The following is a 25,548-nucleotide window of genomic DNA, read 5'->3' on the forward strand; positions in this document are numbered from 1 at the left end:
AATAGTTTATAAATTATTTAATAAATCCTTTTGTATCGATTACAACTTTTTCCTTTAATTGATCGAAGTCAATTGAACCAAAAATTTCATGATCCACTAATACTAAAATAATATCTGACTGCATTACAGCATCCTCAATTGTAAGAAGTGAAATATTCTCATCTTTCAAGGATTTCGGTAATTCATTTACGTGTGGTTCAACAGCAATTACCTTACCAATATTTAGCCCCGCTAATTTTTTCACAATTTCTAACGCTGGACTTTCACGTAAGTCATCAATATTTGCTTTAAACGCTAATCCCAAACAAGCAATGACTGGATTTTTAAATCTATCTGCTTTTTCTTTTACTTTTTCAACTACATACATTGGTTTATAATCATTAACATTTCTCGCAGTATGTATAAGTTTAGCTTCTTCCGGCGCAGCATCTACAATAAACCAAGGATCTACAGCAATACAATGTCCCCCTACACCTGGACCAGGCTGTAAAATATTCACACGAGGGTGACGATTTGCTAAACGAATTAATTCCCAAACATTAATATTTAACTTGTCACATATTAAGGATAGCTCGTTTGCAAAAGCAATATTTACATCACGGAATGAATTCTCAGTCAATTTCGCCATTTCTGCTGTTCTAGCATTCGTATCTAAAATTTTCCCTTTTACAAATTGTTTATAAAATTCAACCGTACGTTTGGTAGATTCTTTATCCAACCCACCAATAATACGATCGTTTTCTACTAGTTCCTTTAAAATATGCCCTGGTAATACACGTTCTGGGCAATGAGCCACATAAACTCTTCCTTTATCACTATGCATCTCTTCAGAAGTTGTTAAGTCCGAACGCTCCTCTAAAATCCATTCTGCAACTTTTTCGGTTGTACCGATTGGACTTGTTGATTCAAGAATAATAATATCTCCATTTTTTATAACAGGAGCAATTGTTTTTGCAGCGGCCTCTACATATGCTAAATCTGGTTTATGACCATCTTTAAATGGTGTCGGCACTGCCAAAATGAAAATATCTGCTTCTTCAGGCTGTAATGAAGCTTTTAATTTCCCACTTTGTACCGCTGCTTTAACTAAAATATCTAAATCTGGTTCATAAATATGTACTTTTCCACTATTAATCATTTCAACTGCATTTTTATTTACATCAACACCATGCACTTGAAATCCTTTTGTTGCTAGTAAACTTGCAGTAGGTAAACCAATATATCCCAATCCCATTACACATATCTTTTTATCCATTTTCTTTGACCTCTTTTCTGTCATTAACTACTAAGATGCACCATTAGACCTAATCATAATTTGAATTGTTTTCAAAATAATCTTCAAATCATAGGATAGGCTTCTCTTATTAATATATTCTAAATCTAACTCTACCATTTCTTTAAAACCTACACTATTTCTCTCAGTTACCTGCCACAGTCCTGCACATCCAGGAGTAACAAATAATCTTTGTTTATCATATTGTGTATATTCCTCCACTTCTCTTGGAAGTGGTGGACGTGGACCAACTAGACTCATTTCACCTTTTAATACATTTAATAGTTGTGGTAACTCATCAAGACTTGTTTTTCGTATAAATTTACCGATTCTTGTGACACGAGGATCTTCCTTCATTTTAAACATTGCACCAGACACTTCATTATATTTTAATAAATCTTGTAATTTTTCTTCCGCATCTGTTACCATTGAACGAAACTTGTACATATAAAATTCTTTTCCGTTTTTGCCAACACGAACTTGCTTAAAAAACACAGGGCCTTTTGAATCTTCATATTTAATTAAAAATGCTATAACAATAAAAATTGGCGATAATACTATTAATCCACATAATGCCCCAATAAAATCCATACAACGCTTAGATACTAAATATACTTTACGGCTATTTACCTTTTCGAAATCAATTTCTTTATTTTTTTCTTTTGCTACATCTCTACTCGAGACTTTTGCCAGATCCAATCCTTCTCACCTCACATTTATACATGTACACTTTCCTTCATTGCGAGTGCACGTATATAATCTATTAACTCTTCTTTCAATTCAGTCTGCTGTAATGCTACTTCAATGGTTGTTTTAATAAATCCAAGTTTTTCTCCCACATCATAACGTGTTCCTTCAAAATCATAAGCAAACACTCTCTGAATTTCATTTAAACGTTGAATCGCATCTGTTAACTGAATTTCCCCACCAGCACCTGTTTGTTGATTTTCAAGAAACATAAAGATTTCTGGTGTTAATACGTAGCGTCCCATAATTGCTAAATTTGATGGTGCAGTTCCTTGAGCTGGCTTCTCCACAAATTGACGTACTTGATAACGGCGATCGCTTTGTTCAATCGGATCGATAATACCATAGCGATGTGTTTCGTTTTCAGGCACTGTTTGTACACCAATAACTGACGACTGTGTACCTTCATATTGATCCATTAATTGACGTAAACATGGTGTTTTTGCTTGCACAATATCATCACCAAGTAATACTGCAAATGGTTCATTTCCAATAAATTTACGTGCACACCATACTGCGTGTCCCAGCCCTTTTGGTTCCTTTTGTCTTATGTAATGAATATTAATTTTTGAAGAAGCTTGTACTTTTTCTAGCATCTCATGCTTCCCTTTTTCTAAAAGGCTTTGTTCTAATTCGAAAGAATGATCAAAATGATCTTCAATGGCACGTTTACCTTTTCCAGTAACAATAATAATATCTTCAATTCCTGATTCTATCGCTTCTTCTACTATGTATTGAATCGTCGGTTTATCGACAATTGGTAACATTTCTTTCGGCATCGCTTTTGTCGCTGGTAAAAATCTTGTCCCAAGACCAGCAGCTGGGATTATCGCCTTTCTTACTTTTTTCAATTATATTCCCCCTTACATCCTTTTATCTACATGTAACAATAACAAAAACCCTACCTATAAAGTTATTTTTATAACTCTATAGGTAGAGTTTCTATTAGAAATAAATTATGGGCATCTAACCCATCCTCACGTCATACTCCCGACGACAAGCGTCTAAGGTAGGTTCGAAAATAAATTTTCTACCCACAGCACGACCGAGTGCCCCCATTGATAACGGTTAGGAGACATCACCAATTCTTTATTTAAAAAATACCAAACAATTTTTTACGACGAATTTGTTCTGGATCTTCTTTATAAATTGCCTTCCCGCTAATTAATAAGTACGGATTTTCTTTCAAATCACTCATAACATTCATTCCGAATTCTTTCTCAATTAGTTCATAGCTTTCCGCTAAATGAAATCCTCTCGATGTCGTGTTATGTGCATCTGAAGCGACCATATGCGTTAAATTATGTTCTACAAGTTGAAGTGAAAACTTTTTAATTTTTTTACCGAATTTCCCAAGCAAACTCCCTGCTGTCACTTGTGTTAATGCACCTTTATTTACAAGGTTATATAACTTATCTGGCCGCTCGATTAACTCGGCATTACGTTCTGGATGAACGATAATTGGAATCATTCCTTTTACACGTAATTCGTATAATAATTGTTCGGCATAACGTGGTACGTGATTCGATGGAAATTCAATGAATATATATTTATTTGTTTCATTTAAAGTAACGATTTTATCAGCTTCATAGTCTTCTAATAAATCGCCATATAACCTGACCTCTTGCCCAGGTAAAATAGTAAGTGGAATATTATGTTGTTGTAGTTCATCATTTAGTTGTTTTACGTGATGAATAATTGAGGTACGTTCATTTATATATTTACCATTTTGATGATGTGGTGTTGCGACAATAGTATGTATTCCTTCTGAAACGGCTTGTTGTGCCATTGCTAAACTATCTGTTACTGTCTGTGCACCGTCATCGATACCAGGTAAAATGTGACAATGTAAATCTATCATTTGTTTCATCCTCCCTCTCTCCTATAAAGATCTTTTTTCCCTTGAATATGAGATATTGCTCATATTCAAGGGAAAAAAGGAGATATGTTTTTACCATATCTCACTTTAAAATTAGTTTGCACCGTAGTAATAATATAAGCCTTCTTCACGTTCACGATCATTCAGAACAACACCCAACAATTTACCTTTAGCCGATTCTAACAATCCTTTTGCTTTTACCGCTGTTTCTTTCTCTGTTGATTCACTACGAACAACAAGAATAGAAGCATCACATACATTTGCCATAATTTGCGCATCCGTTACAGCTAAAATTGGCGGCATATCAAAAATAACTAAATCGTACATACTGTATGCTTGTCCAAGAAGTTCTTTCATTGATTTTGAGCCTAACAATTCGGCCGGGTTTGGTGGGATCGGACCACAAGCTAAAAAGTGTAGATTGTCTACAGATGTCGTCTGTACACATTTTTCTAAACGTTCACTATGTGTTAGTACATTCGTAAGTCCAAAAATGTTGTCTACTTGGAACATTTGATGCATTGCTGGTTTACGCATATCTGCATCAATTAATAATACTTTTTTTCCTTGTTGAGCAAACACAACTGCCATATTCGCTGTCGTTGTCGTTTTCCCTTCACTTGGGTTTGCCGACGTTACCATTAATGAATGTAAATTCGTATCAACAGCTGCAAATTCAATATTCGTTCGAATATTACGATATTGTTCTGAAATTGGTGATTTCGGTTGTTGATGAGCAATTAATTGACGGCGTTGACGATGATTCTTTTTCTTTTTAAATAAATTAAGAGCCAATTGTTTGTCCCCTCACTTTTCTTGATGATGGAGCGTGCGATTTCACGTTCATTGTTTCTTCATCCATACGAGCCACAATCCCTAATACTGGTAACCCAAGTAAGTTTTCTACATCTTCTTCTTTTTTCACTGTGTTATCTAAATATTCTAGTAAGAACGCAAGACCAACTGAAGCCATTAAACCAACAACGAAAGCAATTGCCACATTTAACATTGGACGCGGTTTAATTGGAGATTGATTTTCTGCAACTTCTGCTTTAGATAATACTGTTACGTTATCAACGCTCATAATTTTTGCAACTTCACCTTTAAATACATCTGCAGTTGCATTTGCAATATCACGGGCTAGCTTTGGATCCTTATCTTCAACTGTTAAAGAGATTACTTGTGAATCTTTTTCATTCGCAACATTAATCTTTCCTGTTAAAGCTTGCGCTGTCATATTTAAATTTAATTTTTCATTTACTTGATCTAAGATTACTGGACTTTTAATAATAACCTTATATGTATTCGTTAATTGAATATTTGATTGTATTTCCCCTAATTGAATTGAAGAACCCTCTTGCTTCTTCTGGTTAACAAGAATTTGCGTCGAAGATTGATAGATTGGTGTCATAAAGAAAAAGCTAACGATAGCACTTACAATAGCTGCACCAAAGGCAATTACGAGGATCATTGCTAAACGTTTTTTTAAGATATGAAATAAATCTTTTAGACTAATTGTTTCTTCCATAAGTTCCTCCAACTTTCTAAAATTTACACATAGGAAAAATTATAACATATAAATCTTACATTTTTTATTTTTAATAATTCAGTTCTATATTTGTTCACAAGAAACAAGTTTAATCTTACAAAATAATCTTAAATATGACAACACATTCCAATGATTTCCCAAAAATTTTATCATATCATGCTTTTTACATTGTATAACTTGATAAATAATTTTCAGAAAACAAAAAAGCCAACATTTTTTTGTTGGCTTTTTCATATTTTAGTAATAACCATACTGCTCTTTTTCTTCTCTTTTATCGTTTAAAACGACTCCAAGTATTTTTCCTGATGCTTTATCTAATATTTGTTTCGCTTTTACGATTTTATCTTTTTCCGTCTTTTCACTTCGTACAACGAGTACGATTCCATCACATTTATTCGCAAGTATTTGTGCATCTGTAACCGCAAGGACAGGTGGTGTGTCGATTAATATAATATCAAACATGTTATATGCTTCTAGCAACGCCTCGTCCATTGCCCGGCTCCCTAATAGTTCTGCTGGGTTTGGCGGGATTGGACCTGCTGCCATTAAGTATACGTTCTCTATATCTGTTTTTTGAATGCATTGCATAAGTTTTGCTTGTCCTGATAATAAGTTCGTTAACCCATTTGAAATATGAATGGCAAATAAGTTTTGTATCGTCGGCTTACGCAAGTCAGCTCCAATTAATAAAACTTTCTTTCCTTGTTGTCCGAAAACAACCGCTAAGTTTGAGATTGTCGTTGTTTTCCCATCACCTGGATCGGCTGAAGTAACAATAATAGAACGAATATGATTATCTACAGATGTAAACTCAATGTTTGTACGAATGTTACGGTATTGTTCTGTAATACGCGATTTAGGCTCTTTATGTGTAATTAATTGTCGTAATGGTTTTCTTTTCTTTCTCCCGAACATATTCATAATCTCCTTTTGTGAAATGCGACATTTCCCTTTTCTCTCTCTTATGCTCGATTTCATACGTCTAATTAATATTCTTGCTGAGTTCCCCACATTTCATCATAATCAATAACATCCTATTTTGTCTTATTTAAGTACCTTAACAATATGACAATGCCCTTATTTCTTTATTACCTTTATCACTTATCCTGTTTTCTAGATAAATAATAAAGTAAGTATATGGTAATTACCATCTATTTACAAGATATTTTCTGATTAGTTTGTATATTATTGTTTAATCGTTATATAGCAGAAATTAAAAAATCCCCTTGTCTTTTCACAAGGAGATTTTTTAGTACTATCTATTCTTTTTTATCACCAATCGCAAATGTAATTTCTGCCTCACATGCAACTTCACCATCTACTGTTGCGATTGCTTTTCCTTTTCCAATTGGGCCGCGTACGCGTGTCATTTCTACTTCTAGACGAAGCTGATCACCTGGTCGTACTTGTTTTTTGAAACGGCAATTGTCGATACCTGCAAAGAAAGCAAGTCTTCCGCGATTTTCTTCTTTCTTTAATACTGCAACTGCTCCGACTTGTGCTAATGCTTCTACAATAAGTACACCAGGCATAACTGCATAGTCAGGGAAGTGTCCGTTAAAGAATTCTTCGTTTGCGGATACATTTTTAATCCCAACCGCTCTTTTACCTTCATCTACTTCTAATATTTTATCAACAAGTAAAAATGGATAGCGGTGAGGAATGATTTCTTTAATTTGTTCTATATTTAGCATGTAACAATCGCCCCTTTTGTAATATTGGTCTTACCACTTGGACATATTGCTATTATCCCATTTTGTTTATTGTTTGTCATTACAAAGTAACATTTTATATTTAGTACAACTTCCTAAAAAAAAATGCACACACTCTATTCCATTAAAATAGTTGCACATTTTTGCAACTGACACGGAGGTGGAAAGGAGTGTATGCCCAAATTAGGGAAAGGCAATATGTATTGAAACATTATTTGCCTTAATGTCGTATTCGACTCATTATATTATAAACGTTTTCAATTAAGGAAATATTAAATTTAACCATATATATGAATATTTTACCTGTTTCCTTCACATTTCTCTATTTTCCTTCCATTTTCGCAAAAAATCAAAATAAAAAAATATAAAAACGAAAAAAAAGAACTAAGGCGTCAGCCTTAGTTCTTTCAAATTATCTCAAAGCACGCTTTGGTAATCTATCGATATTCTCTAACATAATACCTGTACCAACCGCAACGCAGTGCATTGGGTTTTCAGCAATTAATACTGGTACTTTTAGTTCTTCTGCTAAAAGCATGTCGATACCGTGTAGTAAAGCTCCACCGCCTGTTAGAATAACACCGCGGTCGATGATATCTGCAGATAATTCTGGTGGTGTGCGCTCTAATACGCCTTTTGCAGCTTGTACAATAACAGCTGCATTTTCTTTTAATGCTTCTGTAATTTCTTCAGAGCATACTGTAATTGTACGTGGTAAGCCTGTTACCATGTCACGTCCGCGAATTTCAAGCTCTTCGCTACGTGCACCTGGGAATACTGTACCAACTTTAATTTTAATATCTTCTGAAGTACGTTCTCCGATTAATAGCTTATACTTACGTTTAATATAGTTTAAGATCTCCATATCAAACTTATCGCCAGCCATTTTGATAGAGGAAGAGGTAACAATATCACCCATAGATAGTACAGCGATATCTGTTGTACCTCCACCAATATCAACAACCATGTTACCGCTTGGTTGGAAGATTTCCATACCAGCACCAACTGCGGCTACTTTTGGTTCTTCTTCTAAAAATACTGTTTTACCACCTGAACGTTCAGCAGCTTCACGAATTGCTTTTTGTTCTACTGATGTAATATTTGTTGGACAACAAATTAAAATACGAGGTTTTGAAAAGAAGCTCTTTACGTCCAATTTGTTAATGAAATACTTTAACATTGCTTCTGTAATTTCGAAGTCTGCGATTACACCATCTTTAAGTGGACGAATTGCTACAATATTACCCGGTGTACGTCCCACCATACTTCTCGCTTCTTCACCTACTGCTAATACTTTACCACTATTACGATCAATTGCCACAACAGATGGCTCATTTAATACAATACCCTTACCTTTAACATGAATTAATACGTTAGCCGTACCTAGGTCAATTCCGATATCTCGCGCAAACATTCCCGTTTTTTCCTCCTCGATATTCAAAATCAGGTTACACCCGAATTCTTTTCACCTAATTTCTGATTTTATCATAAATTTAACAGAAACGTAATATTCGCAAAAAGAATTCTTCTGAAAAATATTACCGAATGTGAACGGAATGTTTGCTACTGTAACATTATTGACGTACAGGCTTCTCTACATCTTCTTTTCTATACTTTTGCTTTGTTGCTTCTCCACCTCTTAAATGGCGAATAGACTTATGATAATCAAGAATTTCTTTCACTTCATTTGCGAGCTCTGGATTAATTTCTGGTAGACGTTCTGTTAAATCTTTATGGACTGTACTCTTTGATACCCCAAATTCCTTTGCAATGACACGCACTGTCTTTCTTGTCTCCACGATATACTTACCAATCTTGATAGTTCTCTCTTTGATGTAATCGTGCACACCACTCGCCTCCCTAATTTGGATGTGAGAAGGGTGAAATGAGCCTCGCTGCATACGACTAAGAAGTAAGTGTGAGTGCTGTTTGTAAGCGTTAAACATTCTTGGATTTATAATGAAATGATTCACGATTTCTCACCTCAAACACTCTCTTTGCTTTGGTTTATACCATTGTATTGCCCGCACTACTGATATATGCTACATGTTCACTATTTTTGCGGACTAAGTTAAGAAAAATTACGTTTTTTTGTGAGAAATACGTTAACAGTGACTATTTTGACGAAAAAAAATGACACCTTATATGTAAGGCGTCATTCTTCTCTTTCAAACTCTTCTTCTAATAATTGATGGTGGGGAACCTCTTTCTTACCGGCAATATAATAATATAAGGTGAATAAAACAAACAATAAAATAATAGCAGTCGACAGAACAAATAAAAATGACACAGTATCCCCTCCCTTTTGTAATATATATTCGAGAATCTCGTCATTTTTCCTTGTTTTTGCAACTTTTTTCTCGAAATTGAGTATTTTTATATAAAAATAAAAAAATCAGCTCCCCTAGTGGGAACTGATTTTTTCACTTTCTTATTCCTGTGAAGAAGAATCGTTAGATGATTCTGTAGAACCATTTGTTGATTTTTCTTCTTTCTTCGGTTCTTCTTTTTTGTCACTAGTTGAACCGCTTGTTGATTTCTCTTCTTTTTGAGACTTGTCTTCTGTTTTACTTTCTGGTTTCGTGCTCGTTGACTTCTCTTCTTTTTGAGATTTGTCATCAGCTTTTTTACCAGAAGCATTCGTAGCCTTTGCAGCACCTGCATCAGCTTTAATTTCTGTTACTGATTTATTTAAGTAACGTTCAGGGTTCACAGCCACATTGTCTTTACGTACTTCAAAGTGAACGTGAGAGCCTGCCTCTTTATTCATTGCACTTAGACCGGATGTTCCTAATACTTCACCTTGTGCAACTCTTGCACCTTTTTCTACTTTCACACTGCCTAAGCTTTGATAAGATACCGCTACACCATTTCCACTATCAACTGTTACAACATAACCAAGAAGTGAATCTTTTTCAGCTTTCGTTACTGTACCACTTAAAGCAGCAGCAACATTGAATTCTTTTCCATTCTTCGCAGCAATGTCAATTCCTTTGTTCGGGGAATATGTGTTGTTATAAAAGACAAGTGCTTTTTCTTGTTCCGCCTCAGTTGCTGCATCTTCATAGAATTTCTTCTGTACGACTACTTCCGCATTCGCGGCAGCTGGCATTTTCACTACTTCTGAAGATTTCGTTACTGGTACTGCTGGATCTTCCGATTGTGTATACGGTGTTGCTTGATCGTGGTTTGGATTCTTCTTCGGATTAGCTCCTTGGAACCATAGCGCAACCATTAAGATTACCGCTGCACAAGCAATGTATAGTGCCGGAAACACCCATCTTTTTTGAAATAAATGTACTACCTTTTGCGACTTTTTATTATTTCTTCCTCGCATTCCATCATCACCTCAGCAATCATTTTGAACAATATTCACGTATCCTATACAACGTATAACTAATTACTTTTCGACAAAATCTGTAAAAATATGTATAAGAACTGTAAAATTTCCGAGGAAATGATAGAAAAAAGAAAAAACTGAGCGTTTCGGCTCAGTTTTTAGTCTAATTGTTTCTTTTTATATACGATTAAACATATAACGAGCGATATAATAAGCCAAACTGCAACATTTAATACATGCCCACTAATACTACTAAATCCCGCCCCACCTACTAAGCTTTTAAGTGCTTTCACAATATGAGATGTTGGAAGATATCCAATCATCGTCTTAATTACTTTATTTTCAACCATTGGCTCAAACTGTACAGCCAAATACATCGTCATTAATATCGGCATTCCAATTATTGATGTTTGTGGTACAGAAGATGCAAGTAATCCGATCATTGTTCCAAGTACGATAAACAAAATAGTTCCGCATAAGAATATCAATCCTACCAATGGAAGGTTAATATTTAACTGATCTAAAATGAATAAATTTGCAATACAAATGACCATCGTCAGACCCGATGTTAATAAACTCTTTCCAAGTAGAACTTCAACCGAAGATGCCGGTGATAGCATTAATACACGCAATGTATGTTTTTCTTTTTCTTCTGCAATTACCATAGATTGAACAAAGCCTGCGACAAATAGGAAGGCCGTTATAGTAGTAATACCTAACATTTCCTTTCCCACTCCAAATCTGCTAAACAAAAATGAAAGTATAATTGGTAAAAATGCCATTAACAACACTTGTGAATTTGTCTTAAAATCTTGTACTTCTTTTCTAAAAATAGCTGATACACGTCTCATTGAAAATGTCATTATAATCCCCTCCCAGTAACTTCAATAAAGATATCGCCTAAAGTTGGTTCGTGTGAATGAATAGATAACAGTTCGCCCTTTTTCATCCATTCTGAAATACGTTTTGCGCCTAATTCATCTTTTTGCACTACTTCTTTTTGTTTATCTTTTAATACGACCTCTATTTGATCCTTAGCGTATTGCAAGCGCAGGTTCTCTGGCGTATCAAGCGCTACAATTTCTCCGCCACAAAGGAAGGCAATACGGTTACAAAGCGTTTCTGCTTCGTCCATGTTGTGCGTCGTTAAGAAAATCGTTGTTCCTTCTTTATTTAAGTCTTTTAAGATTTTATGAATATTTTGTACGTTTACTGGATCAAGTGCAGATGTTGGTTCGTCTAAGAAGAGGATATCTGGTTTATGAAGGATTGCTCTAGCTAATGTGACGCGTTGTTTCATTCCCTTTGATAATTTTTTTACTGGTGTTTTTTTATCATCTAATAAATTCACTTGTGCTAGTACTTCATCGATTCGTTCTTTTTTGCAATCATATAAGTCACAAAATAATAGTAAGTTATCATAAATGCTAAGTCTCTCGTATAAACCGCTGTTGTCTGTTAAAATACCAATTCGTTTATAATCGATGCTACTTGGTCCTGTAATATCTTTCCCTAATACTCTTACCGTTCCAACACTATGAAGCAATTGAGAAGTTAAAATTTTTACTGTTGTCGTCTTACCAGATCCACTCGGTCCGAGGAATCCGAATATCTCTCCTCGCTTCACCTCAATATTTACATTTCGAAGTGCCGTTTTTCCGTCGAAACTTTTCATTACATCTTTCATTTCAATTGCCAATGTCATTTCTTCATCCCCTTTGTTTTTCTTCTTTATAGATGAAAGTCGCTTTAGCGCTTTTCGTTCGTTTGTTTCACTTTTCTTGACTCAATCATATGAAAAACAAAGGGTTTACGCAGTAAAATACCGGTAAAAGGAGTATTTTTACCGGTGAATGAATCGCATGTTGAGCTTATTGGAACACTTTTTTATAGCCCAATCACGCCTTTTAATTCATCCATGCGTCCTTTTGAAAGCGGGATTGAACTTTTTCTTTCGTCATCCAAAATTAAACTGAAACTGTTACGAGTCCATGTAATCACTTCTCGTACTCTTTGTAAATTCACAAGATACGAGCGGTGACATCTAAAGAAACCAAAACCTGTTAACCTTGCTTCTAGTTCGCTTAATGTTAATGCACATACGAAATCACCTTCACGAACGTGAATATGTGTTACCCCGTTTTGCGTTTCAATGAAATGGATTTCCATCGGATCAAGTAAAATGATTTTATCGTTCACTTTCGCAGGTATTCTTTCTAACTTCATTTGCGGAATCATTTGAATGACTTTTTCTTCACCGACTTCTTCCACTTCCTCTTGCTCAATTTCTATCTTTTTCACACAATCGTTGTTTAATATGTATACATCCTCTGTTAACGAAAGGGCATCCGATAAAAATGATGACGTAATAAAAATTGCCTTTCCTTGTTCTTTCATTTTCATAATTGCTTTTCGAATAATAACCGTACTCTCTATATCTACATTTTGCTCTGGCTCTTCCAAAATGATTAAATCCGGGTTATGAATCATCATTCGTCCAATATGAAGACGACGTTTCTCTGAAAATGATAGTTTTTCTATTTTAACGTTTAGCTTATCTAGGAGGCCAACAGACTGCACAACTTCTTCTATACTTATCTTTGATTCATAAAGCCCTATTAAAAACTTAAAGTATTCCTTCACCTTCAAACGATCATATGCCTCATCTTTCAAAAAACAAAAACCGATGCGGGAATAATTTTTCTTTCCAATCACTTCTCCTTCAAACAGTACATTGCCAGTCGAAGCTTCTTCTTCACCAATAATAATGCGGTGTAACACTTTAGCTGTATGATTATTGCATTGCAAAACAATACATTGTCCTTTCTCAACCTTTAGCTCAATTGCCGGTAACTGGTTCGTCTTCCCTAATTGTTTCAACTCTAGTAACGCCATTTCATTTCCCCCAAATGCCTTTTTATCCTATTATATCAAACAGTTAATGGAAAATTATGATATTTTAAACAAAAAAATAGGTGCCAGAGTTCTGACACCTATTTCTTCACCATCAATTTCCCTTCATAATCATTCATCGTCTTTATTTCAACGCCTTTATAGTAATGAGCGACGATATCTGTATATTTCTTTCCTTCCGCTGCCATGCCGTTCGCCCCGTATTGACTCATACCAACGCCGTGACCGAAACCTTTCGTCGTAACGATGATTTTATCTCCTTGTTGTTTCCACGTAAAATCAGAAGAACGTAAATCTAACTTTTCACGAACTTCTTTTCCAGTTAATGTTTTTCCTTGAAAAGCTACATCCTTTACGCGCTTTCCTTCCGTAAGGTCTTTAATATTGCCAACCTTTCCGTCTGCTAGCACTTTCACACCGAGACGTTTTTGAAAATCAGCTACTGTAAATGTTTGCTCGCTCGTAAACTTTGGAGAGGCTTGATCCCACGGACTATCTACACTTTTCAAGTACGGATAATCATTTCCCCAATAGTCAGCTGCATTTTCTGTTCGACCATTACTCGTTGAAAAGAAGGATGCTGAAATTGGTTTTCCATCATACGTTAAAACTTGTCCTGCTGTTTTCGAAACGGCTTCTTCGATTTTCTTCAAATTATTTTCGTAGTTATTACCCCATTGCTTCTTCAATTCATCTTTGCTTTTGTACACTTGATCTTTCACCGTATCTGTCACGTCCGCATTATTTTTCTTTCCTCCGCTTAGCATACGTTGTACTACAAATGTTCTCGCTGCTAATGCCTGCGCCTTTAGTGCCTCTATTTCAAAACTGGCATTCATCTCAGAAGCTACTACACCTGTCACATACTCCTCCACTGGTAATGTTTCTACCTTCTTCTGTTTTTCGCGATATACAGCAACTTGAACAGCTGTATCTACTTTTCCTGGAGCTGGTATGCTTTCTATCGCTGGAGGAGTTTTAGAGGCCGTTTCTTCCCCTACTTTTGCTTTCGCAAATGGAATAACAAGGGCTGCAGGTACAATGATAACGAGCGCTATTAAGAGCGCTACTGTAATAAAAAGTGGCTTTGAAAATTTCATCCTATTTTCCCCCAATATAAAAGCTTTACTCCATTCATTCTTATGGAACAACTCTTTCTTTTAGAACATACTTAAAGGGAAGAGTATAAAACAGAAATTTTCTAAATATTTTTACTGGTACGTGCATAAGTATAGAATTTATTGACTATAACAGTAATAACCCAAAAAAATAGCCCCTATGTCAAAAGACATAGAGACTATTTCAATTAAGCGTGAAGATCAGAAACTTCTTGTTCTTTCACTTCTTCTACTTTTTCGTTTACACGTTCAATAGTTGCACCTAATGCAGCTAATTTCTTATGGAAGTTTACATAGCCACGGTCAAGATGTTTTAACTCAGTTACACGAGTATAACCTTCTGATACTAAACCAGCTAAGATTAATGCAGCTGCAGCACGTAAGTCAGTTGCTGCTACTTCAGCACCTTGTAAGCTGTTTGGACCGTTCATAATAACAGAACGACCTTCAATTTTAATATCAGCATTCATACGACGGAATTCTTCAACGTGCATAAAGCGGTTTTCGAATACCGTTTCTGTAATCATGCTTGTTCCATCAGCTTGTAGTAATAATGCCATCATTTGTGATTGCATGTCTGTTGGGAAACCTGGGTGAGGCATAGTTTTAATATCAACCGCTTTTAACTTATCTGGGCCGATAACACGTACACCTTCGTTTTCCTCAATAATTTTAACACCCATTTCTTCCATTTTCGCTGTAATTGAGCGTAAATGTTCAGGTACAGCATTTTCAATTAAGATGTCTCCACCAGTAATTGCTGCTGCAACCATGAATGTTCCCGCTTCAATACGGTCAGGAATAATAGAGTGGTTTGCACCATATAATTTATCAACGCCTTCGATACGAATCGTTCCAGTTCCAGCTCCGCGTACTTTCGCTCCCATCGCATTTAAGAAGTTAGCTAAGTCAACGATTTCTGGTTCTTTCGCTGCGTTTTCAAGAATTGTTGTCCCTTTTGCTAATGTAGCTGCAGACATAATGTTTTCTGTCGCGCCTACGCTTGGGAAGTCTAAGTAGATTTTAGCTCCTTTTAGTTCTCCCTCAACATATGCCTCAACAAAACCGTTACCAACCTGTACTTTTGCTCCCATTGCTTCGAAGCCTTTTAAATGTTGGTCAATTGGACGTGAACCAATTGCACATCCACCAGGAAGTGCAATACGAGCACGACCGTTACGTGCTAATAATGGTCCCATTACTTGAACAGATGCACGCATTTTACGTACATATTCAAATGGTGCTTCAATGTTTAGTTCTTTAGAAGAATCGATTGTTACTTGATTATTTTCAAATACGACTTCAGCATTTAAATGACGTAATACCTCATTAATTGTGTATACATCAGACAAAACTGGTACTTCAGATAGTACATTCTTTCCATCACTCGCTAATAGGGCTGCAGCGATTATAGGTAATACAGCATTTTTTGCGCCCTCAACACGCACTGTGCCGTTTAACCGCTTTCCGCCACGGACGATGATCTTTTCCAAATTATTCCCCTCCGTGTCCTTTTTTCAGTATCTATTCACTCAATACTCAGAAGTTATGATCGGTGTGCCAACCACAATTGTATCTTTGTTGTCTGTAGAACGTATTGCTATTTGCACATTTATTTTCTCTCTATTTGTTGAAAGAGCGTCATCCCACTTTTTATTGTATGCGGAGACTGACACAAATGCTCTTTCTTCTACTTGTTCGATCGCTCTTGCTGAAAGATCTTTCAAAACCTGATTGGTTTTATTTTGCAAAACACCTTCAATCTTATCATTCAGTACACCTTGAACACAAGTGTAAATTATAGGTTTTTCACTAAAAATTTTATTCATGTTTTGAACATACTTCGGGTCCCATTTCGCCCCACTTACTTCAAAGATAATGAAAGTGTTTTCTTTAGTATTTTCTTTACTCCAAGTTACTACTACTCGTTCTTCATAAGAAGAAAGCTTTTTATAGGATGTAGCTTTATATCCATCTGGAGATTGCTCTACTTCCCACTTTTGAATATTTGCCTTTTCCTTCACATCGTTTAACAACTTTTGAAACGTATGTATGTTAGAAATTGTTTTTGTTTCTCTCGCTAACCATGACCATTTTTCTACTTTAGCATCATTTTTCTCTAAAGCCTTGATCATGCTCTCCATTTTCTGTTCATCGCTTATCGGTTTCATCTCTCTATATCCAACCAAAAATAAAACAACACTAAGTGCAACAATAAGAATGGCTTTAAGCTTCAATTTCATCCCCTCCTATCCCCATTGTTAACGGAGATTTGAGGTTCTATACACTTACTTTACTAAATACGTTAAACTCTTCGAATAGCCTAAATAATCAAGGAAAAAGTTACTTACAGATGTCCCAATTGCAATTGTAATTAAGATGAGTAATACTCTCGTCTGCAGCACTTTTCCGGACTTCATTAAACGCTCAATGTGAATGCCTTGTAAGGCCCACCACGTAATGGTAATAAACAATAAATGCGAAACAATGGCAATCAGTGCTTGTTGCCCTAAAAGTTGTGCCAAAAAATCGACCCCTTTTTACTCAGCTACTACTTATGAAAGAATATAAAAACGATACCATAATAAGTAGGAGCTACACTTTTTCAAATGCACATAGACATCTTACATTTTACATCGTGATTTTCTTTCCAAAAACGTATATCTACATTACAAGTTAACACAAAATAAAAAGCGCAGAGTACTGACTCCACACCTTTTATTTTCACTATTGTACCACGTTCCCTAAGAAGAAGAAATCTTTCATTAATGGAAAATATTCATAAAAGAAATTGTACCCAATCATCGGCATAATCCCTAGTATTACAATCGAAATTGCACAAAGACTCATAACAACCTTTATATTTAACGGTAACCGTATTCTCTCTTCTGTCTCTCCGGTGCGGAAAAACATTTGTTGTAAAATACGGAAATAATATACGAATGAAACAACTGTCGTACCCATCATAATCGAAGCTAGTACGTAATGTGCTGGCTCTACATGAAGTGCGCCTAAAAAGATATTAATCTTTCCAATGAAGCCAGCCGTTCCTGGTATCCCAGCCAACGATAAAATAAAAATTGTCATCATTATCGCTGTAAATGGCGACCTTTTATATAAACCTGTGAAAATTGTTATATTTTCCTCATTATTTTGTAAGATTAAGCCATGGATGATAGCAAATGCCCCTATATTCATAAGCATGTATGCCAGCATATAAAACCATATGCTATCCATCGTAAATGGTGATAATGCCACAAGTGGAACGAGTAAATATCCTGCATGAGCAATGCCCGAATAAGCAAATAAACGCTTTATATTGTATTGTTTTAATGCGACTACATTCCCAACAATCATCGTAATACTTGCTAGCACCGCAATATATATACTCATATGCCCATATAAAGATTGCATATCTCCTTGTATTAATACACTTGCAAAGATCATAAGGAACAAACGAATAATGAGTAGGAACCCGGCAATTTTAGAAATCGTTCCAAGAAAAGCAGTAACTGGTGTAGCCGCTCCTTCATACACATCAGGTGCCCACATATGAAACGGCACTGTGGCAATTTTAAATGAGAGACCAACTAGCAATAAAAGAAATGCGAGAGCTAACAATAACTGAATACCACTAGCGAGTTCCCCAGTGAGTACCTTTTGCATATCTACAATGTTAGTTGAACCTGTAATACCGTATAAATAACTCATTCCGAAGAGCGTAATCGCCGTTCCAATTCCTCCGCTAATGACGTATTTCATTGCCGCTTCATTTGATGCACGGCTCTTTTTTCGTATTCCTACTAAAATATAAGAAGAAAGTGAAAGTAACTCCAAGCCAACGAAAAGGGTAATAAAATCTACACTAGAAGCCATGAACATCGCACCAAGAAGTGCCATTAAAAATAAGTAATAATATTCACCTTTATCTTCGATTGGATTCTTCTTATCATCGCTCATTGCGGTGCATAAAATGAGGGTTGAGGCACCTAATAGTAACGTTTTAAACCCTTTTGAAAATCCATCTAACACAAACGATCCATTTAAAATATCTCCTGCCGGTTCGCTATATAGAGTAATTAATGACACGATTGCTAATACGATGGCAGCAATCGCACCAAGAGCTACATATCTATGGTTCAACTTAAAAAACAAATCACATATGGAAAGGAGGATGGCGGCGCCGAGAATAATAAATTCTGGCACCATTAGATGCCACGATAAGCTAAGTAACGTATTCATATCCATCCTACTTCACCCCCAATGTTTTCAATGTATTTTGAAGCGGATCCCCTAGTATTTCTGGCATAACTCCAATTGCAATAATACAAACGATAAGTAGTAAAACAGGGACATACTCCCATCCGTGTATATCAGATTTTGCTTCCCACTCTTTCTTTCCAAATGTCACTTGAAGTGTCGCCCTTAATACATATACAGCGGTTAAAATGATGCCAATCACACCGACTGCAGCAATGACGGGCTCTCCTTGAAATAAACCAAGAAAGGCAAGAAATTCACTAACAAACCCAGACATCCCTGGTAATCCGAGCGATGCCATTCCTCCTGCTAAGAAGAAGCCGCTAAGTACTGGGACACTTTTTGCGAGTCCACCAAGCGCTGTAATGTCTGATGTTCCGAAACGTTGTTCTATAACACCGAGTAAGAAAAACAGCAAGGCTGCAATTAAACCGTGCGATACAACCTGGAATAACGCTCCTTGTGTACCAGGTGCATTAAGTGACGCAAGTCCCATTAACACAATTCCCATATGCGAAATACTAGAGTAAGCCAGTACTTTCCTAAAGTCTGTTTGGATGAGCGCTAAAAAGGCACCGTATAATAAATTAATTACGCCTAATATCGCAATTAGTGTTGCAACATCGTGAAAATATTCCGGGAATAGCCCTTTCCCGAAGCGAATAATACCGTACGCTCCAATCTTCAGCAAAACACCCGCATGAAGCATAACTACAGCTGGATGCGCTTCTATGTGTACATTGACCATCCAGCGGTGCAACGGAAAAACAGGTAGTTTAATTGCAAAAGCAATCATTATGGCAATAAATACACTAAGCTGCAAACTAATTGGGATGACGAGTGCTCCCTCTGCGTTTACGCTTCTTAATATCTCTTTCAGCTCCACAATATTTGTTGTACCTGTTTTCGCGAACAAAATTGAGAAAACAATGAGCAAAATAGCTGAGCCAATACCGTTATATATTAAATAACTATACGCAGCCTTTTCACTCGACAATTTCCCCCACTTTCCAATTAATAAGAACATTGGTGGCAACGTAATTTCAAAGAAGATAAAAAACAACATTAAGTTTTGAGCAGCAAAGACGCCGAGCATTCCTATTTCTAGCATGAGTAACAGCATATAAAATGCTTTTAAATTTCTTTTAATAGAAAAGGCTGCAATTGCTGCAAGCGTTGCTAGAAGAGCCGTCAGTACCATCATGACAAGCGACAAACCATCAATACCGAGCTCGTAATAAATAGAAAACCACCTTTTATCTACCGCTGTAAAATCGCCGAACTTAATCCATTTCATCTTTTCATCGAATAGTGACAAATTCTTTCCAGAAGCATATGTACAAGCGAGGACGATAGCGATTCCAAATGGAAGTGCCGTCCCAAATAGGCCAAGCGCTCGCACTGTACGCAATTCCTTTTTCGGTGTTAATACAAGCAATAAAATTCCTAAAAGCGGGGAAAAAATGAAGAACGTTAACAACAAATCATTCATCGTAAATCCCCTCCCGTATAGAGCAAAATAATGACGAGTACAGCGAGCGAAACCGCCGTTACAGTACCGTACACTTGTACATTCCCGTTTTGAAGTTTCGATCCAAGGTTACTTGTGCCTTTCACTACACTTGCAATTAAAACTGCAATTCCTTCGACTACATACAATTCAAATAAGCGAAGCACATGAGCGATTCCTTTCGTAATAGGGATCACCGTCATGTTGTATAGTTCATCCACATAATATTTTTCTTTCAAAAGATTATAAAGCGATGTTTCCGTACCCCCAGCCCAATTCCTAGAAATTGATTTCTTGCTATATATGAAATATGCAAGAGCGATTCCCGCAAATGAAACGAGTGTCGCAACAATCATAATCCAAACTGGTCCATGCGCTTCTTCAACCTTAAACCCTACATCTTTCGTCAACCAATCTCCGAGAAACGTCCCAAACCATGGTGTATTTATATATCCTACCACTACTGCGAGAACGCCGAGAACAATCATTGGATACGTCATAACGCGAGGCGATTCATGCACTTCTTCCTTCGTCTTCGTTTCTCCAGTAAAGACAAGAAAGTAAAGGCGGAACATATAAAACGCTGTTAAAAACGCCGCAATTACCGCTAAAGTAAATAAAACGTAATTGCCATTCATCCACGTCACCGCTAAAATTTCATCTTTGCTGAAAAAACCGGAAAGCAGCGGAACACCGCTAATGGCAAGGGTACCTATTAAAAATAGCGTACCAGTTACTTTCATCTTCTTCTGTAAACCGCCCATTTTATTAATGTTTTGCGTATGCACAGCATGAATTACACTTCCTGCCGCCAAAAATAGTAGTGCTTTAAAAAAAGCATGTGTCGTTAAATGGAATATACCAGCTACATAACCGGCAGAACCTAACGCGAGCATCATATACCCGAGCTGGCTAACTGTAGAATAAGCAAGCACCCTCTTTATATCTGTTTGCACAAGACCGATAGAGGCCGCAAAGATTGCAGTGAAAGCTCCAACGATTGCCACTGTCTGCATCGCCACTGTACTTGCTGAAAATAGAGGGAACATCGTCGCTACTAAATATACGCCAGCTGCGACCATCGTCGCCGCGTGAATAAGTGCCGAAACGGGCGTTGGCCCTTCCATTGCATCTGGCAACCACGTATGAAGCGGGAACTGACCTGATTTCCCCATCGCCCCGATAAAAATTAATATCGCTGTTATTGTAATCATGTAAGGAGGTAGATCCCCTGTATAAATCGCCCTAAATATTGCGTCATATTCAAAACTACCTGCGTACCAAAAAATTAAAATCATCCCGATAAATAAACCAACATCCCCAATACGGGTCATAATAAAAGCCTTTTTTGCAGCAGCCTTCGCTTCTTCTTTAAAGAAATAAAAACCGATAAGTAAAAATGAGCCAAGGCCAACTAATTCCCAAAATATATAAAGTTGTAATAAATTCGTTGATATAACAAGCCCTAACATCGCAAATGTAAAGAGTCCTAAATATGCGTAAAAGGTTGGTAATCGTTCATCACCTTTCATATAACCTTTCGAATACACATGTACAAGTAGACTCACAAGCGTCACGATAAATAACATTAAAGCTCCTAATGCAGTCACTTCAAAGCCGAATGATATATCCACATCTCCAGCTCTAAGCCACACCCACTTATGCTTCACGCTTGCTTCTGAAAACCTTTCTATTAACACAAGTACCGCAAGTATAAAGGAGAGAAAGACGAAAAAAATACTAAGTACGCTGCTTCCTTCTCTAATTTTCTTCCCGAATATAATAAGTAACAAAAACGAAACGAGTGGGAAAAGCGGTATGAGCCATGCATAATCGATCATTGTTTCCTTCCCCCTTTTTCGGTCACAATGCTATCCTTTGAGCGTATCCATTTCATCCACCTGAACTGTCGTACGATTACGATATAAAGCAATTAAAATAGCGAGTCCTACCGCCGCTTCCGCTGCCGCTACAGCCATCGTAAACAGTGAGAAAATTTGACCTGTTAAATTCGGAAATAAGCCTAATTTACTAAACGCCACTAAGTTTAAATTGGCAGCATTCAGCATTAATTCGATACAAACTAATACGATTACTGTATTCCGCTTTGTTAAAGCTCCAAATAAACCGATGCAAAACAAAATAATCGCAAGTGTTAAATATGCAGAAGCTGGAACGCTACTCATTGGAATCCTCCTCTTTCTCGTCCTTTTTCGCAAGTATAATTGCGCCAACGAGTGCTACAAGTAAAATAACTGAAGTTAGTTCAAATGGAATAATATATTTTGAATAGAGAAGCGTACCGATTTGAAGTGTGTTGTTTTCATGGAGAGGTAAACTTCCTTGTGTGCTTTCATTTGCAAAATCAACATTATTAACAGCGAAATACATAACTGCTCCAAATGCTACAACTGCAAAGAAGATAATCCATTTTCGAAGAGTAAGACGCGATTCATTTTCCGCGTTATGTTTCGTTAACATAATGCCGAAAATCATAATAATTGTGATTGCACCAGAGTAAAGTAAAATTTGTGCAACGCCTATAAATTCGGCTGACAAAAGAAAATACAAACCTGCAATGCTGAGAAATGTCAGAACGAGAGCTAGCATCATGTGCATAACTTTCGTTAAGTTCAACATAAGAACACCGCCGATAATTGCAGACAAGGATAGTATAAAGAATGCTACAAACTCGCCATTCATGCCTTATTCTCCTTCCTGACGTTTTCGTCGTTTTCGTCAAGCCACTGCAAATTTTTAAATAAGTCATCACGTGAATATTCCGCGAGTTCAAAGTTATTTGTCATGACAATTGCCTCTGTCGGACAAACTTCTGTACATAAATCACAAAGAATACAAATTTCAAAATTAATATCATACGTGTCGATAATTTTTCCTTTTTTCGTAGGATCCGGATGTTTCTTTCCTGTTAACTGAATACAGTCTGTCGGACAAATGTTAGAGCACTGATTACAAACAATACATTTCTCCGGATAAAATTTTTGAATCCCCCGAAAACGGTCTGGCAACGGCAACGGTTGATTTGGATAATCATACGTTACCTTCTTCTTGCTCAAATTACTTAATGTATATTTTAACCCTTTAAATAGTCCTTTCATCTCTTACTGGCACCCCCCTCATAGATTAGAAGAATAACTCCTTAATCAATGCCGTTAAGAAAATATTTGCAAGTGCAATCGGCAATAATACTTTCCATCCAAACTCCATTAACTGGTCACCTCTTATACGCGGGAACGTAACGCGGAACCAAATTAATAGAAAGACTACACTGCTAAATTTCAAAGCAAACCATACGGCACCTGGGATAAATCCAAGAAACATGACTGGATTCCATCCGCCTAAAAAGAGCACTGTAATTAACGATGCCATCCCGAAGAAATATACGTACTCTGAAAGCATGAAAAACGCCCAGCGAAAACCTGAGTATTCCGTATGATATCCAGAAACAAGTTCTGACTCCGCTTCCGGCAAATCGAATGGCGTCCTATTTAACTCTGCAACTGCTGCGATTAAGAAAACGACGAATCCAATTGGCTGTACGAAAATGTACCAGACCCTCTCCTGCGCCGCTACAATCTCATTTAAATTCAGACTACCAGCTAGCAAAACGATGCCAATTACACTCATTACGAGCGGAATCTCATAAGAAATCATTTGCGCCGCCGCACGCATCCCTCCTAAAAGGGAATATTTATTATTCGATGCCCATCCCCCAGTTACAACACCTATCGTCGTAATACCGGAAACAGCAATATAATAAAGTAGCCCGACTCCAATATCTGCAAATTGAAATTTATCAGTGAACGGGATAACCGCAAGCACCATAAATGCTGGTGCAAATGCAATGACAGGCGCTAATATAAACAGCGGTTTATCTGCTGCTTTCGGAATACTATCTTCTTTCAATAATAGTTTTAAAACATCAGCTACCGTTTGCAGTAAACCGAATCGGCCTCCAACCTGGTTTGGTCCAATCCGCCCTTGCATAAACCCCATCACTTTCCGTTCTGCCAAAATTCCATATGTAACGAAGCCAAGGACTGCAAATAGTAGAAGTACCGCTAATCCGAAAAAAATGAAGAAATTCGTCCAGCTTGAAGGTGATTGTAAGAGCGTCTCAATCATTAGCCATCAACCTCCCCAAGTACAATATCAACTCCACCTAAAATCGTAATTAAATTAGCGATGTTTTCACCTTTCAATAACTTCGGTAAAATTTGCAAGTTATAAAAAGATGGCCTACGAAACTTCAAACGGTACGGCTCTTTCTTTCCGTCACTTGCGATATAACAACCAATCTCTCCGCGCGGCGATTCGATACGTACAAATGCTTCTCCCTTAGGTGCCTTAATAATTTTCGGTACTTTTGCCAGCACAGCTCCATCTTTCGGGAACTGCTGAACCGCTTGCTCAACAATCTTTAAAGACTCCTCGATTTCTTGCATTCGGCAAACGTAGCGATCCCAAGCATCTCCCACGCTTCCAACAGGAATATCAAAATCAAAACGATCATAAATCGAATACGGCTCATCTTTGCGAAGATCCCAGTTTACTCCAGTGCACCGCAAATTTGCTCCGCTTAAAGAATACGAGATTGCTTCTTCCGCGCTATATATACCAACGCCTTTCACACGATTTAAGAAAATCTCATTACCGCTAACAAGATCGTGATACCCTGCTAATTGCTCCCTCATATACGGAACAAACTCTTCCACCTTTTCAATCCAACCATCTGGCGCATCCCACTTCACACCGCCAACTCTCATATAGTTAAAAGTAAGCCGTGCCCCGCATAATTCATTTAATAAATTTATAATCATCTCTCGTTCACGAAACGCGTACAAAAACGGGCTGACCGCTCCTATATCAAGAAGATTCGTCCCCCACCAAACGAGATGACTCGCAATTCTTCCTAACTCCATCGCAAGTACTCGCAAGTATTCGGCACGCTCTGGAATTTCAAGCCCCATCATCGTCTCTACAGCATGGCAAATGACGTAATTATTCGTCATGGCTGATAAATAGTCCATTCGATCTGTATAAGGGATAATTTGCGTATACTGTAAGCTCTCAGCGATCTTTTCGGTCCCGCGATGCAAATATCCAATAACAGGTGTAGCTTCTTTAATAATTTCCCCGTCAATCTTAATTACGAGCCTGAACACACCATGTGTACTCGGATGCTGAGGTCCTACATTCAAAAGCATCTCTTCCGTGCGGATCATA

27 protein-coding genes are annotated in these 25,548 nt (G+C 36.9%); all 27 read right to left on the reverse strand.

Features of this window, described 5'->3' with window-relative positions; genetic code table 11:
- Positions 1-13: 13 nt before the first annotated feature.
- Entirely contained in the window at positions 14-1,255 is a 1,242-nt protein-coding gene (gene wecC / locus ACTL4X_RS26515; RefSeq protein ID WP_000358344.1) for a UDP-N-acetyl-D-mannosamine dehydrogenase, read from the reverse strand.
- Between the two features lie 30 nt (positions 1,256-1,285).
- Positions 1,286-1,972 (reverse strand): sugar transferase, encoded by a 687-nt coding sequence (locus ACTL4X_RS26520; RefSeq protein WP_071740947.1) that lies wholly within the window; start codon positions 1,970-1,972, stop codon positions 1,286-1,288.
- Between the two features lie 17 nt (positions 1,973-1,989).
- Positions 1,990-2,871 (reverse strand): UTP--glucose-1-phosphate uridylyltransferase BpsC, encoded by an 882-nt coding sequence (gene bpsC, locus ACTL4X_RS26525; protein ID WP_050822177.1) that lies wholly within the window; start codon positions 2,869-2,871, stop codon positions 1,990-1,992.
- A 242-nt stretch (positions 2,872-3,113) separates the two neighbouring features.
- The gene (locus ACTL4X_RS26530) at positions 3,114-3,881 is read right to left on the reverse strand and encodes a tyrosine-protein phosphatase (RefSeq protein WP_002097926.1); all 768 of its coding nucleotides are present in this window, start codon (positions 3,879-3,881) and stop codon (positions 3,114-3,116) included.
- A gap of 111 nt (positions 3,882-3,992) precedes the next feature.
- Entirely contained in the window at positions 3,993-4,694 is a 702-nt protein-coding gene (locus tag ACTL4X_RS26535; protein WP_001207164.1) for a CpsD/CapB family tyrosine-protein kinase, read from the reverse strand.
- Positions 4,684-5,427 carry a YveK family protein gene (locus ACTL4X_RS26540; RefSeq protein WP_000393110.1) on the reverse strand — a complete coding sequence of 248 codons (744 nt, stop codon included), beginning with the start codon at positions 5,425-5,427 and terminating at the stop codon, positions 4,684-4,686. The genes ACTL4X_RS26535 and ACTL4X_RS26540 overlap by 11 nt, the downstream gene beginning before the upstream one ends.
- Before the next feature lie 258 nt (positions 5,428-5,685).
- Positions 5,686-6,363 (reverse strand): CpsD/CapB family tyrosine-protein kinase, encoded by a 678-nt coding sequence (locus ACTL4X_RS26545; RefSeq protein ID WP_071740948.1) that lies wholly within the window; start codon positions 6,361-6,363, stop codon positions 5,686-5,688.
- Between the two features lie 344 nt (positions 6,364-6,707).
- A complete protein-coding gene (gene fabZ / locus ACTL4X_RS26550) occupies positions 6,708-7,142 on the reverse strand; it encodes a 3-hydroxyacyl-ACP dehydratase FabZ (protein WP_000931959.1) in 435 nt (144 codons plus the stop codon).
- A gap of 430 nt (positions 7,143-7,572) precedes the next feature.
- Positions 7,573-8,574 carry a rod shape-determining protein gene (locus tag ACTL4X_RS26555; protein ID WP_000457978.1) on the reverse strand — a complete coding sequence of 334 codons (1,002 nt, stop codon included), beginning with the start codon at positions 8,572-8,574 and terminating at the stop codon, positions 7,573-7,575.
- Between the two features lie 160 nt (positions 8,575-8,734).
- Positions 8,735-9,007 carry a sporulation transcriptional regulator SpoIIID gene (gene spoIIID / locus ACTL4X_RS26560; RefSeq protein WP_000544012.1) on the reverse strand — a complete coding sequence of 91 codons (273 nt, stop codon included), beginning with the start codon at positions 9,005-9,007 and terminating at the stop codon, positions 8,735-8,737.
- A gap of 308 nt (positions 9,008-9,315) precedes the next feature.
- The gene (locus ACTL4X_RS26565; RefSeq protein ID WP_000008901.1) at positions 9,316-9,450 is read right to left on the reverse strand and encodes a hypothetical protein; all 135 of its coding nucleotides are present in this window, start codon (positions 9,448-9,450) and stop codon (positions 9,316-9,318) included.
- A 141-nt stretch (positions 9,451-9,591) separates the two neighbouring features.
- On the reverse strand, positions 9,592-10,497 hold the full coding sequence (locus ACTL4X_RS26570) for a M23 family metallopeptidase (protein ID WP_088361751.1): 906 nt from the start codon (positions 10,495-10,497) through the stop codon (positions 9,592-9,594).
- Positions 10,498-10,658: 161 nt separating this feature from the next.
- Positions 10,659-11,363: an ABC transporter permease gene (locus tag ACTL4X_RS26575; RefSeq protein ID WP_441394968.1), complete on the reverse strand. Its 705-nt coding sequence runs from the start codon at positions 11,361-11,363 to the stop codon at positions 10,659-10,661.
- A complete protein-coding gene (locus ACTL4X_RS26580) occupies positions 11,363-12,205 on the reverse strand; it encodes an ABC transporter ATP-binding protein (protein ID WP_098570044.1) in 843 nt (280 codons plus the stop codon). Before ACTL4X_RS26580 ends, ACTL4X_RS26575 begins: the two co-directional genes overlap by 1 nt.
- 182 nt (positions 12,206-12,387) lie before the next feature.
- Complete coding sequence (locus ACTL4X_RS26585; protein WP_060851502.1) at positions 12,388-13,395, reverse strand: LytTR family transcriptional regulator DNA-binding domain-containing protein; 1,008 nt, start codon at positions 13,393-13,395, stop codon at positions 12,388-12,390.
- A 98-nt stretch (positions 13,396-13,493) separates the two neighbouring features.
- Positions 13,494-14,513: a stage II sporulation protein D gene (gene spoIID / locus ACTL4X_RS26590; protein ID WP_000672663.1), complete on the reverse strand. Its 1,020-nt coding sequence runs from the start codon at positions 14,511-14,513 to the stop codon at positions 13,494-13,496.
- Positions 14,514-14,719: 206 nt separating this feature from the next.
- The gene (gene murA / locus ACTL4X_RS26595) at positions 14,720-16,024 is read right to left on the reverse strand and encodes a UDP-N-acetylglucosamine 1-carboxyvinyltransferase (RefSeq protein ID WP_000411274.1); all 1,305 of its coding nucleotides are present in this window, start codon (positions 16,022-16,024) and stop codon (positions 14,720-14,722) included.
- A gap of 39 nt (positions 16,025-16,063) precedes the next feature.
- Positions 16,064-16,768, reverse strand: a complete 705-nt coding sequence (locus tag ACTL4X_RS26600) for a YwmB family TATA-box binding protein (RefSeq protein WP_000767916.1) — start codon at positions 16,766-16,768, stop codon at positions 16,064-16,066.
- Positions 16,769-16,819: 51 nt separating this feature from the next.
- Positions 16,820-17,056 (reverse strand): DUF1146 family protein, encoded by a 237-nt coding sequence (locus ACTL4X_RS26605; protein WP_000057889.1) that lies wholly within the window; start codon positions 17,054-17,056, stop codon positions 16,820-16,822.
- Positions 17,057-17,258: 202 nt separating this feature from the next.
- Positions 17,259-18,773, reverse strand: a complete 1,515-nt coding sequence (gene nuoN, locus ACTL4X_RS26610; protein ID WP_406741433.1) for an NADH-quinone oxidoreductase subunit NuoN — start codon at positions 18,771-18,773, stop codon at positions 17,259-17,261.
- 7 nt (positions 18,774-18,780) lie between these two features.
- Positions 18,781-20,283: an NADH-quinone oxidoreductase subunit M gene (locus ACTL4X_RS26615; RefSeq protein ID WP_086692209.1), complete on the reverse strand. Its 1,503-nt coding sequence runs from the start codon at positions 20,281-20,283 to the stop codon at positions 18,781-18,783.
- Complete coding sequence (gene nuoL / locus ACTL4X_RS26620) at positions 20,280-22,142, reverse strand: NADH-quinone oxidoreductase subunit L (RefSeq protein WP_048538353.1); 1,863 nt, start codon at positions 22,140-22,142, stop codon at positions 20,280-20,282. Before nuoL ends, ACTL4X_RS26615 begins: the two co-directional genes overlap by 4 nt.
- Positions 22,143-22,172: 30 nt before the next feature.
- Positions 22,173-22,487, reverse strand: coding sequence for an NADH-quinone oxidoreductase subunit NuoK (nuoK, locus tag ACTL4X_RS26625; protein ID WP_000100079.1), 315 nt, complete (start codon positions 22,485-22,487; stop codon positions 22,173-22,175).
- Complete coding sequence (locus ACTL4X_RS26630; protein WP_001012812.1) at positions 22,480-23,004, reverse strand: NADH-quinone oxidoreductase subunit J; 525 nt, start codon at positions 23,002-23,004, stop codon at positions 22,480-22,482. The genes nuoK and ACTL4X_RS26630 overlap by 8 nt, the downstream gene beginning before the upstream one ends.
- Positions 23,001-23,420, reverse strand: a complete 420-nt coding sequence (gene nuoI, locus ACTL4X_RS26635; protein ID WP_000677191.1) for an NADH-quinone oxidoreductase subunit NuoI — start codon at positions 23,418-23,420, stop codon at positions 23,001-23,003. The genes ACTL4X_RS26630 and nuoI overlap by 4 nt, the downstream gene beginning before the upstream one ends.
- A 25-nt stretch (positions 23,421-23,445) precedes the next feature.
- Positions 23,446-24,447, reverse strand: a complete 1,002-nt coding sequence (gene nuoH, locus ACTL4X_RS26640) for an NADH-quinone oxidoreductase subunit NuoH (protein ID WP_000573432.1) — start codon at positions 24,445-24,447, stop codon at positions 23,446-23,448.
- Entirely contained in the window at positions 24,447-25,547 is a 1,101-nt protein-coding gene (gene nuoD, locus ACTL4X_RS26645) for an NADH-quinone oxidoreductase subunit NuoD (RefSeq protein WP_000621434.1), read from the reverse strand. The genes nuoH and nuoD overlap by 1 nt, the downstream gene beginning before the upstream one ends.
- Position 25,548: the final 1 nt, after the last annotated feature.

Source organism: Bacillus sp. RE35, from assembly GCF_052146655.1.
In the GTDB taxonomy this organism is placed as follows: domain Bacteria; phylum Bacillota; class Bacilli; order Bacillales; family Bacillaceae_G; genus Bacillus_A; species Bacillus_A cereus.

Coding starts and splice junctions, on each gene's coding strand:
- wecC (WP_000358344.1), bottom strand. CDS start 1,255: ATGGATAAAAAGATATGTGTAATGGGATTGGGATATATTGGTTTACCT.
- ACTL4X_RS26530 (WP_002097926.1), bottom strand. CDS start 3,881: ATGATAGATTTACATTGTCACATTTTACCTGGTATCGATGACGGTGCA.
- ACTL4X_RS26540 (WP_000393110.1), bottom strand. CDS start 5,427: ATGGAAGAAACAATTAGTCTAAAAGATTTATTTCATATCTTAAAAAAA.
- ACTL4X_RS26545 (WP_071740948.1), bottom strand. CDS start 6,363: ATGTTCGGGAGAAAGAAAAGAAAACCATTACGACAATTAATTACACAT.
- fabZ (WP_000931959.1), bottom strand. CDS start 7,142: ATGCTAAATATAGAACAAATTAAAGAAATCATTCCTCACCGCTATCCA.
- ACTL4X_RS26555 (WP_000457978.1), bottom strand. CDS start 8,574: ATGTTTGCGCGAGATATCGGAATTGACCTAGGTACGGCTAACGTATTA.
- ACTL4X_RS26570 (WP_088361751.1), bottom strand. CDS start 10,497: ATGCGAGGAAGAAATAATAAAAAGTCGCAAAAGGTAGTACATTTATTT.
- ACTL4X_RS26575 (WP_441394968.1), bottom strand. CDS start 11,363: ATGACATTTTCAATGAGACGTGTATCAGCTATTTTTAGAAAAGAAGTA.
- ACTL4X_RS26580 (WP_098570044.1), bottom strand. CDS start 12,205: ATGACATTGGCAATTGAAATGAAAGATGTAATGAAAAGTTTCGACGGA.
- ACTL4X_RS26585 (WP_060851502.1), bottom strand. CDS start 13,395: ATGGCGTTACTAGAGTTGAAACAATTAGGGAAGACGAACCAGTTACCG.
- spoIID (WP_000672663.1), bottom strand. CDS start 14,513: ATGAAATTTTCAAAGCCACTTTTTATTACAGTAGCGCTCTTAATAGCG.
- nuoN (WP_406741433.1), bottom strand. CDS start 18,773: ATGAATACGTTACTTAGCTTATCGTGGCATCTAATGGTGCCAGAATTT.
- ACTL4X_RS26615 (WP_086692209.1), bottom strand. CDS start 20,283: ATGAATGATTTGTTGTTAACGTTCTTCATTTTTTCCCCGCTTTTAGGA.
- nuoL (WP_048538353.1), bottom strand. CDS start 22,142: ATGATCGATTATGCATGGCTCATACCGCTTTTCCCACTCGTTTCGTTT.
- nuoK (WP_000100079.1), bottom strand. CDS start 22,487: ATGAGTAGCGTTCCAGCTTCTGCATATTTAACACTTGCGATTATTTTG.
- ACTL4X_RS26630 (WP_001012812.1), bottom strand. CDS start 23,004: ATGAATGGCGAGTTTGTAGCATTCTTTATACTATCCTTGTCTGCAATT.
- nuoI (WP_000677191.1), bottom strand. CDS start 23,420: ATGAAAGGACTATTTAAAGGGTTAAAATATACATTAAGTAATTTGAGC.
- nuoH (WP_000573432.1), bottom strand. CDS start 24,447: ATGATTGAGACGCTCTTACAATCACCTTCAAGCTGGACGAATTTCTTC.
- nuoD (WP_000621434.1), bottom strand. CDS start 25,547: ATGATCCGCACGGAAGAGATGCTTTTGAATGTAGGACCTCAGCATCCG.